The sequence below is a fragment of the Pseudomonas mediterranea CFBP 5447 genome (assembly GCF_000774145.1).
GTDB lineage: Bacteria > Pseudomonadota > Gammaproteobacteria > Pseudomonadales > Pseudomonadaceae > Aquipseudomonas > Aquipseudomonas mediterranea.
Genome location: NZ_KN322985.1, coordinates 897065 through 910478 on the forward strand (window position 1 = coordinate 897065; position 13414 = coordinate 910478).

At 62.3% G+C, this 13414-nt stretch carries 12 protein-coding genes; 2 read left to right on the top strand and 10 right to left on the bottom strand.

Annotation, left to right across the window (positions count from 1 at the left end):
- Positions 1-3: 3 nt before the first annotated feature.
- On the top strand, positions 4-825 hold the full coding sequence (locus tag N005_RS16530; RefSeq protein WP_047702155.1) for a peptidoglycan DD-metalloendopeptidase family protein: 822 nt from the start codon (positions 4-6) through the stop codon (positions 823-825).
- A 436-nt stretch (positions 826-1261) separates the two neighbouring features.
- The gene (leuA, locus tag N005_RS16535; RefSeq protein WP_047702156.1) at positions 1262-2941 is read left to right on the top strand and encodes a 2-isopropylmalate synthase; all 1680 of its coding nucleotides are present in this window, start codon (positions 1262-1264) and stop codon (positions 2939-2941) included.
- 176 nt (positions 2942-3117) lie between these two features.
- Here the strand turns inward: leuA and N005_RS16540 are convergent, their stop codons facing one another.
- The 10 genes from N005_RS16540 to pilW form a co-directional block, all read right to left on the bottom strand.
- Positions 3118-3534, bottom strand: coding sequence for a hypothetical protein (locus N005_RS16540; protein WP_047702157.1), 417 nt, complete (start codon positions 3532-3534; stop codon positions 3118-3120).
- A gap of 68 nt (positions 3535-3602) precedes the next feature.
- On the bottom strand, positions 3603-4394 hold the full coding sequence (locus tag N005_RS16545; protein ID WP_047702158.1) for an amidohydrolase: 792 nt from the start codon (positions 4392-4394) through the stop codon (positions 3603-3605).
- Entirely contained in the window at positions 4382-5530 is a 1149-nt protein-coding gene (locus tag N005_RS16550; RefSeq protein ID WP_047702159.1) for a pyridoxal phosphate-dependent aminotransferase, read from the bottom strand. The genes N005_RS16545 and N005_RS16550 overlap by 13 nt, the downstream gene beginning before the upstream one ends.
- A gap of 281 nt (positions 5531-5811) precedes the next feature.
- Positions 5812-7284 carry a ribosome biogenesis GTPase Der gene (gene der / locus N005_RS16555; protein WP_047702160.1) on the bottom strand — a complete coding sequence of 491 codons (1473 nt, stop codon included), beginning with the start codon at positions 7282-7284 and terminating at the stop codon, positions 5812-5814.
- A 101-nt stretch (positions 7285-7385) separates the two neighbouring features.
- Entirely contained in the window at positions 7386-8537 is a 1152-nt protein-coding gene (gene bamB, locus N005_RS16560) for an outer membrane protein assembly factor BamB (RefSeq protein ID WP_047702161.1), read from the bottom strand.
- On the bottom strand, positions 8530-9171 hold the full coding sequence (locus N005_RS16565) for a YfgM family protein (RefSeq protein WP_047702162.1): 642 nt from the start codon (positions 9169-9171) through the stop codon (positions 8530-8532). Before N005_RS16565 ends, bamB begins: the two co-directional genes overlap by 8 nt.
- 40 nt (positions 9172-9211) lie before the next feature.
- Positions 9212-10501: a histidine--tRNA ligase gene (gene hisS, locus N005_RS16570; protein WP_047702163.1), complete on the bottom strand. Its 1290-nt coding sequence runs from the start codon at positions 10499-10501 to the stop codon at positions 9212-9214.
- A gap of 25 nt (positions 10502-10526) precedes the next feature.
- Positions 10527-11636, bottom strand: a complete 1110-nt coding sequence (gene ispG / locus N005_RS16575; RefSeq protein ID WP_020795607.1) for a flavodoxin-dependent (E)-4-hydroxy-3-methylbut-2-enyl-diphosphate synthase — start codon at positions 11634-11636, stop codon at positions 10527-10529.
- Between the two features lie 3 nt (positions 11637-11639).
- Positions 11640-12656, bottom strand: coding sequence for a RodZ domain-containing protein (locus N005_RS16580; RefSeq protein WP_047702164.1), 1017 nt, complete (start codon positions 12654-12656; stop codon positions 11640-11642).
- A complete protein-coding gene (gene pilW, locus N005_RS16585) occupies positions 12656-13414 on the bottom strand; it encodes a type IV pilus biogenesis/stability protein PilW (protein WP_047702165.1) in 759 nt (252 codons plus the stop codon). The genes N005_RS16580 and pilW overlap by 1 nt, the downstream gene beginning before the upstream one ends.

Here is a 13414-nt window from a genome sequence, read left to right on the forward strand (position 1 = left end):
TCCATGCCGCGATTTCTAGCGCCCCTGCTGTTGCTGTGCCTGACCTTCAACGCCCATGCCGACAGTTACATCACCCGCTTGCTGAACAAACCGGTGCCGGGGGGCGTGGCCGTGGTCGACCTGGGCTCCGCGGCCCAGGCGCCGAAAGCCAGCTATCAGGGCAAGCCGGTGCTGGTGGTCAAGGAACAGAACAACTGGCTGGCGATTGTCGGCATCCCGCTGACCGTCCAGCCGGGCACCCAGCAGGTCAGCAGCGGCGGCAGCACCCAACCGTTCGTGGTCGGCTATAAAAAGTACCCCGAGCAGCACATCACTCTGAAGAACAAGCGTCAGGTCAATCCGAACCCGGCGGACCTCAAGCGTATCGACGCAGAACTGGCCGTGCAGTTGAAGGCCTACCGCAGCTTCAGCCCGAACATCCCCAGCAACCTGCTATTGGACAAGCCGGTCAACGGCCCGCTGTCGAGCCGGTTTGGCGTGCGTCGCTTCTTCAACGGCGAAGAGCGCAACCCCCACGCCGGCCTGGACTTCGCCGTGCCCGCCGGCACGCCGATCAAGACGCCGGCGGCCGGCAAGGTGATCCTCACCGGTAACTACTTCTTCAACGGCAATACCGTGTTCGTCGACCATGGCCAGGGCTTCATCAGCATGTTCTGCCATATGTCGAAAATCGATGTGAAGGTCGGCCAGCAACTGGCCCGGGGCGCGGTGGTGGGCAAGGTCGGCGCCACCGGTCGAGCGACCGGGCCGCACATGCACTGGAACATCAGCCTGAATGATGCGCGGGTGGATCCGGCGATTTTCATCGGGGCGTTCGAGCCCTGAGTTTTGTGTGAGGCGACAGGCCCCCATCGAGAGCAGGCTCGCTCCCACAGGGTTCTACGCAGTCCTGTGGGAGCGAGCCTGCTCTCGATGGCAGCAGCTGCATCTCCCGCCCATCATGAATTGCCAGGCTCTAAACATCGACGCAATAAAAATACAAACTATTCGGTCATGCGCGATTAAATCTCGCAAACCCACCAAAAAGCAGAACTTCTCTCAATTTTTTCCGACTGCTTGCGATCCTCCCCCCACCCGGTTAGGGTTGAGGGCATGAAAACCTCTCACACCCTCATCCAGCTTCGCCAGCACCGCAGCCTGTGCCTCGTCAGCGCACGACTGCCGGGCTGAATCGCAGCACCCCGTCCAGGCTCTAGAGCCACCCCGTTCGAACCACCGGCAGGCCGCCTTTTTCCGGCCACGACAATAAAGGATTCCGCCCATGAGCATGCTCAAAGACCCGTCTTCCAAATACCGCGCCTTCCCGACCATCAACCTGCCGGATCGCACCTGGCCGTCGAAGACCATCACCGCCGCGCCGATCTGGTGCAGCTCCGACCTGCGCGACGGCAACCAGTCGCTGATCGAGCCGATGGACGCGGTCAAGAAACTGCGCTTCTGGAAAACCCTGGTCGCCGTGGGCGTCAAGGAAATCGAAGCGTCGTTCCCGGCGGCCTCGCAAACCGACTTCGACTTCGTGCGCACCCTCATCGAAGAAGGCCACATCCCGGACGACACCACCATCCAGGTGCTGACCCAGGCCCGTGAAGACCTGATCGCCCGCACGTTCGAGTCCCTGCGTGGCGCGAAGAAAGCCATCGTCCACCTCTACAATGCCACCTGCCCGTCGTTCCGCCGCATCGTGTTCAACCAGGACAAGGAAGGCGTGAAGGAAATCGCGGTGAACGCGGCCAAGCTGTTCGTCAAGTACGCTGCCCAGCAGCCGGAAACCCAGTGGCAGTTCGAGTACTCGCCAGAGACGTTCAGCGCCACTGAGCTGGAGTTCGCCAAGGAAGTCTGCGACGCAGTGATCGAAGTCTGGAACCCGACCCCTGAGCACAAGGTGATTCTCAACCTGCCCGCCACCGTGGAAGTCGCCACCCCGAACGTCTACGCCGACCAGATCGAGTGGTTCCACCGCAACATCACCCGTCGTGACAGCGTGCTCATCAGCCTGCACACCCACAACGACCGTGGCACCGGCGTGGCCGCTACCGAGCTGGGCCTGATGGCCGGCGCCGACCGTGTCGAAGGCTGCCTGTTCGGCAACGGCGAGCGCACCGGCAACGTCGACCTGGTAACCGTGGCCCTGAACCTCTACACCCAGGGCATCGACCCAGAGCTGGATTTCTCCGACATCGATGGCGTGCGCAAAGTGGTCGAAGAGTGCAACCAGATTCCGGTGCACCCACGTCACCCTTACGTCGGTGACCTGGTTCACACCGCGTTTTCCGGCTCGCACCAGGACGCCATCCGCAAGGGCTTTGCCCAGCAGAAACCAGACACGCTGTGGGAAGTGCCGTACCTGCCGATCGACCCGGCCGACATTGGCCGCAGCTACGAGGCAGTGATCCGCGTCAACAGCCAGTCGGGCAAGGGCGGCATCGCCTACCTGCTGGAGCAGGAATACGGCATCAGCCTGCCACGCCGCATGCAGATCGAGTTCAGCCAGGTGGTACAGCGCGAGACCGACCGCCTCGGCCTCGAAATGACCGCCCAGCAGATCCACGGCCTGCTGCAACGCGAATACCTGCAAGCCAACACCCCGTACGCGCTGGTCAGCCATCGCCTGCAGGAAGAGAACGGCAACAGCGCGGTGGAAGTGGAAGTTGCCAGCAAGGGCCAGGGCGAAACCAACCTGCACTGGCGCGGCAAGGGCAACGGCGCGCTGGAGGCGCTGGTGGCCGGCCTGCCAATTCCGGTGGAGATCATGGACTACAACGAACACGCCATCGGTGCCGGCACCAATGCCAAGGCAGCGGCGTACATCGAACTGCGGGTCAACGGTGAACGTGCGGTACACGGCGTGGGCATCGATGAAAACATCACCACCGCCAGCTTCAAGGCCCTGTTCAGCGCGCTGAACCGCTCGCTGAGCCAGCCTGAGGCCAAGGCGGCCTGATTCGCGGCTGAAATGCAAAAGGCCCCGGGGTGTGAACCCTGGGGCCTTTTTGTTTGGCGGTGGTCTTGTGCCGACTGTCATGGCCCCATCGCGAGCAGGCTCGCTCCCACAGGTTCCATGCTGCTCTTGTGGGAGCGAGCCTGCTCGCGATGGCAGTCTGTCAGGCGACAGCAATCTCAGGCATGGGTATCGACAGAACCGGCCATGGCCTGCAACAACGCTGCCCGCAAGGTCTGCAAGGCGGCCTGGGTGCCCATGATCTGGGTCTGGATGGCCATGGCCTGCTGGAGCTTCTGCTCTTCGTTGGCCTGGCTTTTCTCCACGCGGGCCAGTTCGGCCTGCTGTTGAGCCAACAGCTTTTCAGCCTGCTCGATCTGCTTCTTCAGTTGCTCGATGACATCCACACCACTGCTGGCAGGCGCACCGGCGACGTTGGCGCCGCTGGTATCGACCTTCAGTGACTTTTCCTTCCCGTCGCCGGCATCAGTCGATGCCGCCGCAGCGGCCGCCGTTTCTTCGGCCGCCCCGTCGATCCGGACCTTTGGGGCCGAGAGTGGGTAAGGATTTACGGTAGTTGCGCTGATCGTGGTCATTGGGACTCCTCCTTGGCTGCCCCGTTATCGGCACGCAACAGCGCTTCTTAAGAGCTGAATCGTTTCAATCAGATGAATTCGAAACGGTCGGCATCCAGGTTCGCCGGAAAGCGCTTGCGATAGCCCGCCAGGTCCGCCGCATTCAAACTCACCATGAACACACCATCGGCCTCCCCCGCGCTGAGCAAGGTTTCGCCCTGGAAGTCCAGCACCTGACTGTCGCCGGTATAGGCGAAGCCCTTGCCATCGGTGCCGATGCGATTCACCGCCGCCACGTAGCACAGGTTCTCGATGGCGCGGGCCGGCAGCAGGCGGTTCCAGTGCTGGCGCCGGGCACCCGGCCAGTTGGCGGTGTACAGCAACAGGTCGGTGTCCTCGGCGTCGCGGCTCCAGGCCGGGAAACGCAGGTCGTAGCAAATCAGTGGACGGACCCGCCATCCCTTGAGCTCGAACAGCACTTGCCGCTCGCCCGGTGTGTAGTGATCGTGTTCGCCAGCCATGCGGAACAGATGGCGCTTGTCGTAGTGCAGCACCTCGCCGTCCGGTCGCACCCAGAGCAGGCGGTTGCGATGGCTGCCGTCAGCGGCCTGGACAATCAGGCTACCCGTGATCACCGCATCCAGCCTTGCCGCCTGGGTCCGCATCCATACGCTGGTGGGCCCGTGTTCCGGCTCCGCCAGGGCTTGCGACTCCATGGAAAACCCGGTGGTGAACATTTCCGGCAGGATGATCAGGTCCGCCCCCCGCGCCTGCTCCAGCAGGCTTTCGAAATGCTCCAGGTTGGCCTGGCGGTCATGCCACGCCAGGGTGGTCTGGATCAGGGCGATATCGAGGTTCGGCAATGCACTCAGATCACGCATAGTTTTTCCGCCGCTTCGCGCAGCGTCTCCTCGCGTTTGGCGAAGCACAGCCGCACCAGGCGCTGGCCTTCGGGTGGGTCCTGGTAGAACACCGACACCGGAATCGTCGCCACGCCGTGCTCACGGGTCATCCAGACCGCCATGTCGACATCGTTCAGGTCCGGGCGGATGTGCGAATAATCCACCAACTGGAAATAGGTGCCGGCCACGCGCTTGAAGCTGAACCGCGACGGGGCCAGCAGATCGCAGAACAGGTCGCGCTTGGCCTGGTAGAAATCCGGCAGCTCTTCCACATGCTCGGGATGCGCGGCCATGTAGTCGGCCAAGGCATATTGCAGCGGCGTCACGCCACAGAAGCTGACGTACTGATGCACCTTGCGCAGCTCCGCTGTCAGGGCCGGTGGCGCCACGACGTAGCCGGTTTTCCAGCCGGTAACGTGGTAGGTCTTGCCGAACGAACTGACCACGAAGGCACGGCGGTACAGCTCCTCGTGGGCCAGTACGCTGGCATGGGGTACACCATCGAATACCAGGTGTTCGTAGACTTCATCGCTGATCAGGTAGATATCGCGATCACGGATCAACGCCGCCAGCTGATCCAGCTCGGCGCGACTGATCAGGGCGCCGCTGGGGTTGTGGGGCGTGTTGAGAATGATCATCCGCGTGCGCGGGCTCAGGGCTTCGCCGAGCTTCTGGAAATCGATGGAAAAATCATCCAGGCCCAGCTGGACGTGTACGCAACGGCCACCGGCCAATTGGACCGAGGGCTCGTAACTGTCATAGCAGGGGTCGAACACGATCACTTCATCGCCGCTTTGAACGACCGCCGCGATGGCGCAGAAAATCGCCTGGGTCGCACCGGGGGTCACAGTGACTTCCTGGTCGGCGTCGACCTGGGCGCCATAACTGCGGGCGATCTTCGCCGCGATCTGCTGACGCAGGGCCGGCAGCCCGGTCATGGGTGAATACTGGTTATGACCTTGGGCAATATGCCGGCCGACCGCGTCGCGCAGGGCCTGCGGACCATCGAAATCGGGAAACCCCTGGGACAGGTTGAGCGCACCGGTCTGCGCGGCGAGCTGGGACATCTGGGTGAAAATGGTGATGCCGACATTCGGCAGCTTGCTGGTGATCATCAGGGGGTCTCTGCGTCTGCACCCGGCTCTGGCGCGGCGCGGGAGAGGTCGAGGATAGCCCAATCGCCGGGCATGAAAAAGGGTGCCGAATTGGCACCCTTTCCATTTGTCGCTCGACCCGTGGCGAGGGAGCTTGCTCCCGCTGGGCTGCGTAGCAGCCCCTTGGGTTCCGCCTGATCTACTGCAACGCGGGCTAGGTGGGGGTTGCTTCGCAACCCAGCGGGAGCAAGCTCCCTCGCCACAAAAGCTCTCTCGCCACAAGCCCAATAGCAGGCGCCGGTTCAGCGCTTGTCGCGACGCTTCTTCTCGGCCTTCTTGTGGTGCGACATCAAACGACGCTTCTTGTTGACCTGGCGGTCGGTGAGCGTGTTCTTGTTGCCTTCGTACGGGTTCTCGCCGCCCTTGAACTCGATGCGGATCGGCGTACCGACCAGCTTCAGGACACGGCGATAGGTGTTTTCCAGGTAACGGACGTACGACTTGGGCACCTTCTCGATCTGGTTGCCGTGGATCACGATGATCGGCGGGTTGGCGCCGCCCAGGTGAGCGTAACGCAGCTTGATCCGGCGGTTGTTGACCATCGGTGGCGCGTGCTCGCCAACCGCGTCTTCCAGGATCTGGGTCAGGCGATTGGTCGGCCAGCGGGTCACCGCCGACTTGAAGGAGTTCTGCACCGACGCGTAGAGGTTACCCACGCCCGTACCGTGCAAGGCCGAGATGAAATGGATATCGGCGAAGTCGACGAAGAACAGCCGACGCTGCAATTCGACCTTCACGAAATCGCGCTCGCTCGGCGTCATGCCGTCCCACTTGTTGATCGCGATGACCAGCGCACGACCGGCCTCCAGGGCGAAGCCCAGCAGGTTCAAGTCGTGATCGACCACGCCTTCGCGGGCATCCATCACGAAGATCACCACGTTGGCGTCCTTGATGGCCTGCAGCGTCTTGACCACGGAGAACTTCTCGACTTCCTCGTGGATCTTGCCGCGCTTGCGCACACCGGCGGTGTCGATCAGCGTGTACTTCTCTTCGTTGCGCTCGAAGGGAATGTAGATACTGTCGCGGGTGGTACCGGGCTGGTCGTACACGATGACCCGGTCTTCGCCGAGCATGCGGTTGACCAGCGTCGACTTGCCCACGTTCGGACGGCCGATGATCGCGATCTTGATCCCGTCCTTTTCGCTCGGGCCCGGAATGCGCTTGGCTTCCTCGCCTTCGGCAACGATCTCTTCCTCGCCTTCTTCCGGCTCGTCTTCGTCGTCTTTCGGGAAATCAGCCAGGGCGACTTCCAGCAACTGGCTAATGCCGCGACCGTGGGCACCGGCAATCGGGATCGCCTGGCCCATGCCCAACGGCGCGAACTCGGCGCGGGCCATGTCCGGGTCGATGTTGTCGACCTTGTTGGCGACCACATGGGAGCGCTTGTTACGCTTGCGCAAATGCTCGGCGATCATCTGGTCGGCGGCGGTAAAACCAGCCTTGGCGTCTACCAGGAACAGCACCACATCGGCTTCTTCAATGGCGAGCAGCGACTGCTCGGCCATTTTTTCGTCCATGCCATGTTCATCACCGGAGATACCGCCGGTGTCGATCAGAATATAGGTACGCCCTTGCCACTTGGCCTCACCGTATTGGCGATCACGGGTCAGACCGGACAAGTCGCCGACGATGGCGTCGCGAGTCCTGGTCAGGCGGTTGAACAAGGTGGACTTGCCGACGTTCGGTCGGCCCACCAGGGCGATTACGGGAACCATGCGGCTCTCCACTTCGTTATTTCAGAAAATACAAAAGCCGCTGCGAGGCAGCGGCTGGTGCTCAGGTGAAGCCGCTTGGGGATTGAACCCCAAGCATAGTCTTACTTGATGGTCAGGGCTTCCAGTTTGCCGCTGTTGCCATACACATAGATCATGTTGCCTGCCACCAGCGGACGGGCACGCAGGCCGTCGCTGTCGATACGTTCGCGGCCGACGAAACGACCGTCCACCTGGCTCAGCAGGTGCAGGTAACCTTCCAGGTCACCGACTGCAACGTAGCTGGAGAACACTTCCGGGGCCGACAGTTGGCGACGGGCCAGGGAATCGTTGCTCCACAGTGCAGTGGTGGAGCGCTCGTCGACGCCTTCAACCGTGCCCGAGGACAGGCTGACGTAGACGCTGCCGAAACCCTGGGCGACACCGGCGTAGCTGGACGCATCGCGCTGCCACAGCGGACGACCGCTTTCCAGGTCCAGCGCCGCAACGCGACCCTGGTAGCTGGCGACATAGATCGTGCCGCCAGACAACAGCAGGCCGCCATCGATGTCGACCACGCGCTCCAGTTCCGAACGACCTTGTGGAACGGCAACACGCTGCTCCCACACCGGCACGCCATTGGAGATGTCCAGGGCAACCACTTTACCGGTGGACAACCCGGCCACCGCGAGGCGGTTGGTGACGATCGGTGCGCTGGTGCCACGCAGGGTCAGGACCGCCGGAGTGCTGTCGTACAACCAGCGCTGGTTGCCGGTAGCAGCATCCAGGCCGATCAGACGGTCATCCTGGGTCTGGACCACGACTACATCACCGTTGGAAGCAGGCGGTGCGAGTACTTCGCTGGTCACGCGGGCGCGCCATTTCTCTTCACCGCTGCTGGCGTCCAGGGCGACGATCTCACCCTTGAGCGTGCCGATCATGACCAGCCCGTAACCCACGCCAACGGCGCCGGACACCGGCAGTTCGAGATCTTTTTCCCATTTGACGTCGCCGTTCAGGCGATCCATCGCCATCACCACGCCCGTGACGTCACCGGCATAGATGGTGTCGCCGTCGATGGCTGGCACCAGCATGTTGTAGGTTTCGCCCTGGCCGTCGCCGATGGAGCGGCTCCACTGCTTCTGCAACACGACTTCTTCTTTGAAGTCGGTCAGTTCAGCCGGCGGCAGTTCTTTCTTGCTGTTGCTGCTGCAACCCGCGGCCAGAATGGCCAGAGCCAGCAATGCTGCATGTTTCCAACGGATCACGTCACGCATCCCCTTTGGCCAGGTCGTCCAGCTTGATTTGCAGGCCACCGACTGCGGCTTCGTCCGACAGCGCAGCCTTGGCTTTTTGGTAGGCCGCATAGGCCTCGTCAGCACGACCCAGCTGTACCAGCAAGTCGCCCTTGAGTTCTTCGCGGGTCGCCAGGAACGCCTTGTCGGCGTCGCCGTCGAGCAGCTTCAATGCATCTTCAGTCTTGTTCTGAGCCGCCAGCACCTGCGCCAGGCGCTGACGCGCCACTTCGCCCAGGGTCGGATTGGCAGGCTTGTCGACGATCCCCTTGAGTTCGGTGGCCGCGTCGTCCAGCTTGCCGCTGTCTACCGCGACCTTGGCCACGAACAGGCGGCCGTATTGCGCGTAGGCAGTGCCGCCGTATTCGCTGTTGAGCTTGCCGGCAAGGTCCGCCACGCGGGCAGCGTCAGGCTTACCGTCCGGGGTCAGGCTAGTTTCCAGCAATTGCTGATAGAGCATCGAGGCGCCTTGCGACTGGTTGCTCTGGTATTTCTGGAACGCCTGCCAGCCGAATACGATGACCAGCGCCAACAGGCCGCCAGTGACCAGCGGCTTGCCGTTGCGACTCCACCAGTCCTTCAAATCCGCCAGCTGTTCATCTTCGGTACTCGACACCCCAATACTCCTTAATCGCTAAATCGGCTGTTTGACAGCTTCAACCCTGCACGACGCAGGTGGCCAGGTGTGCAGCAAGTGCATCCCAGGCAATACTTTGTTGTTCGCCCTGGCCACGCAGGGGTTTGAAACCTACCACTTGTTGGGCCAGTTCGTCGTCGCCCAGGATCAGTGCATACAGCGCACCGCTCTTGTCGGCCTTCTTGAACTGGCTCTTGAAGCTGCCGCCACCGGCGTTGATCTGCAGGCGCAGGCCAGGCAATTGGTCGCGGACCCGTTCGCTCAGGGCCAGGGCCGCCAGTTCGGCCGCTTCACCGAAGGCACACAGGTAGACGTCGACCTGACGGGAAAGCGCTTCCGGCACCTTGTCCAAGGCCTCGAGCATCAGCACCAGGCGTTCGATGCCCATGGCAAAGCCCACGCCTGGCGTCGGCTTGCCGCCCATCTGCTCCACCAGGCCGTCGTAGCGGCCGCCGGCACACACGGTGCCCTGGGCGCCCAGCTTGTCGGTGACCCATTCGAAGACGGTCTTGCTGTAGTAATCCAGGCCGCGGACCAACTTGGGGTTGATCACATAAGGAATGCCCACGGCGTCCAGGCGTGCCTTCAAGCCTTCGAAGTGCGCGCGGGATTCGTCGTCGAGGTAGTCGGCCATTTTCGGCGCATCGGCCAAGATCGCCTGGGTATCGGCGTTCTTGGTGTCGAGCACGCGCAGCGGATTGGTCTTCAGACGACGCTGGCTGTCTTCGTCGAGCTTGTCCAGGTGCGCGGAAAGAAACTCCACCAACGCCTCGCGGTAGCGGCCACGGGACTCGCTGGTGCCCAGGCTGTTGAGCTCAAGCTTGACCGCGTCACGAAGGCCCAGCTCGCCCCACAGGCGCCAGGTCATGACGATCAGCTCGGCATCGATGTCCGGACCTTCGAGGTTGAACACTTCCAGGCCGATCTGGTGGAACTGGCGATAGCGACCTTTCTGCGGCCGCTCGTGACGGAACATCGGGCCGATGTACCAGAGCTTCTGCACCTGGCCACCGCCGGTGATGCCGTGTTCGAGCACCGCACGCACACAGGCCGCCGTGCCTTCGGGGCGCAGGGTCAGGGAGTCGCCGTTGCGATCCTCGAAGGTGTACATCTCTTTTTCGACGATGTCGGTCACTTCACCGATAGAGCGCTTGAACAGCTCGGTGAACTCGACGATTGGCATGCGGATCTGCCGATAACCGTAGTTATCCAGCAAACGCGCGACGGTGCCCTCGAAATAGCGCCACAGGGGCGTCTGTTCGGGCAGGATGTCGTTCATGCCACGGATGGCTTGCAGAGACTTGCTCACAATAAATCCTTAAAAATTCGTTTGCTCAGCCGCGTGCGATGACCGCTGCGTCGGCTTCGACCTTTTCGGCCGCTTTCTCGCGGATCAGCCGTTCCAGCTCATCCACGAGATTGTCATTCGTCAACTTCTGCGACGGCTTGCCGTCAATGTAAATCAGGTTCGGCGTACCGCCGGTGAGGCCGATATGGGCCTCCTTGGCTTCGCCCGGCCCGTTGACCACACAGCCGATCACCGCGACATCCAGCGGCACCAGCAGGTCTTCGAGTCGCCCTTCCAGCTCGTTCATGGTCTTGACCACATCGAAGTTCTGCCGCGAGCAGCTCGGGCAGGCGATGAAGTTGATGCCACGGGAACGCAGGTGCAGGGACTTGAGAATGTCGTAGCCGACTTTCACTTCCTCGACCGGATCAGCCGCCAACGAGATGCGGATGGTATCGCCAATTCCTTCGGCGAGCAGCATACCGAGGCCGACGGCGGATTTCACCGTGCCCGAACGCAACCCACCGGCTTCGGTAATGCCCAGGTGCAGCGGCTGGACGATTTCCTTGGCCAGCAAGCGATAGGCTTCGACGGCCATGAACACGTCGGAGGCCTTCACGCTGACCTTGAAATCCTGGAAATTCAGGCGTTCGAGGTGCTCGACATGGCGCAGCGCCGATTCCACCAAGGCAGCCGGCGTAGGTTCGCCATATTTCTTTTGCAGGTCTTTTTCCAGGGAACCGGCGTTCACACCGATGCGAATCGGGATGCCACGGTCGCGGGCGGCATCCACCACGGCGCGCACGCGGTCTTCACGACCGATATTGCCCGGGTTGATGCGCAGGCAGTCGACCCCCAGCTCGGCCACGCGCAGGGCGATGCGGTAGTCGAAGTGAATGTCGGCCACCAGCGGCACCTTGACCAATTGCTTGATCTTGCCGAACGCCTCGGCGGCGTCCATGTCCGGCACGGAGACCCGCACGATGTCGACACCGGCGGCTTCCAGGCGATTGATCTGCGCAACGGTGGCAGCCACGTCGTTGGTGTCGCTGTTGGTCATGCTCTGCACAGCGATAGGCGCATCGCCGCCCACGGGCACGTTACCGACCCAGATCTTGCGGGATTCGCGACGTTTGATTGGAGATTCGCCGTGCATGACTTATTGACCCAACTTCAGGCGAGCGGTCTCGCCACTGGTGAACGGAGCGACGTCGACCGGCTGGCCGTTGTAGCTGACCTGCGCGCCACGGGCATAGCCCAGGCGTACGGCAAACGGCGGTTTGCCGTTGATGGACGTGGTATCGCCCTTGCGCTTGAGGCCGCTGAACAGCACCTTGCCATTGCCGTCGGTAACTTGCGTCCAGCAGTCGGCGGTGAATTGAATCTGCACCTGGCCTTCACCCGCGGCCGGTGCCACGGGGGCTGCCGGCGTCGCGGCTGGAGCCGCAGGAGTAACAGGCGCCGGAGCCGCCACGGTCGGCGCAGGTGTGCTCGGGGCAACCGGTGCGCTGGTGGCAGGAGCGGGAGTGCTGGGCACAGCGGGGGCAACAGCCGGGGCGGCAGGCGTACCCGGCTCGGCACCGGCTTCGGCGTCAGCGCCGTCCTGGCCTTGCGGCAATGCCAGGCTGGTTTCGCCTTCCGCCTGGCCTTCGAGCACCGCCTGGTCCTCAGGCTCGTCCAGCGGATGGATCCGCGTGGTGCCGTCGGCACCCTCCACTTCGACATGTTCCGGGGCCATGGCGACCGATTCCTTGCTGCGCAGCGAGGCTTGATCCTGCCACCAGACGAAACCGCCCCCAATCACCGCGATCAGCAACAGCAGACTGACAATTCGCAAAATGGTGTGGGAAACACGCACCGGCTCCTCGATGCGACCCAGGCTGTGCACATTGCTGCCCTGGGCATCGGAACCGGTGTATTGATCGAATTGCTGGACCAGCACGGTCTGGTCCATGTCGAGTAATTTGGCGTAGGCGCGGATGTAGCCCCGGGCGAAGGTATGCCCTGGCAATTTATCGAACGCGCCCGCTTCCAGGTTGCTCAGCGAAGCCACGGTGAGATTGAGCTTGAGGGCCACTTGGGCCAGCGACCAACCATTGCTTTCGCGGGCTTGACGCAGGGTCTCACCGGGGTTCACGCGAGTCGCTGCTACCACTTCAGGATGCGCCGCTTTCATCATTGCTCCGACAGGTATTGCTGATATTCCGGCGTACCGGGATAGAGTCTTTTTAGTTGCAGGCCATAACTGGCGGCCTTGTCACGATCTTCGAATACATGTGCCAGCCGAACGCCGAGCAATAGACTACGTGCATTTTGCTCGCTCAGCAGACTAAAACGTTCGTAATAGTCGCGCGCGGGGACATATTGCCTGTCTTCGTAGGACAACTCAGCCATTTCCAGCAAAGCTCGCGGTTGCTGGCGGTTGAGCCGCAGCGCCTTTTCCAGTTGCTGGCGGGCCATGTCACGCTGGCCGAGTTTCGCGGCGGTCATGCCGAGGTTCTCGAAAACCCGCGAACGCTCAGGGTAAAGGGTATCTGCGGCGGCCTGTTCGAAGCGGTCGTAGGCTTCCTTGTAACGCTGTTGCTCGTAGAGAAAGCTGCCGTAGTTGTTCAGGATCCGTGCATCCTGCGGCCGGCTGGACAGCGCCTTGCGAAAATGCTCGTCGGCCAGCTCCGGTTCCAGTTCGGCCTGGAACACCAGGGCCAGGGCCGCGTTGGCGTCGGCATCGGAGCTGTCCAGCTCCAGGGCCTTCTTGAGCGGTACCTTGGCCCGCTCGGTCATGCCCTGCTGCAGGTAGCCGATGCCCAGTTGCACATAGGCCACACGCGCTTCGTCACGCCCCTTGCTGGTTTTCATCGGGTTGTAGTCGCCCGACAGAACACAACCGGCGCACAGACCGGCGAACAGCAACAGCAGCGCGAAGCGCAGGGACAT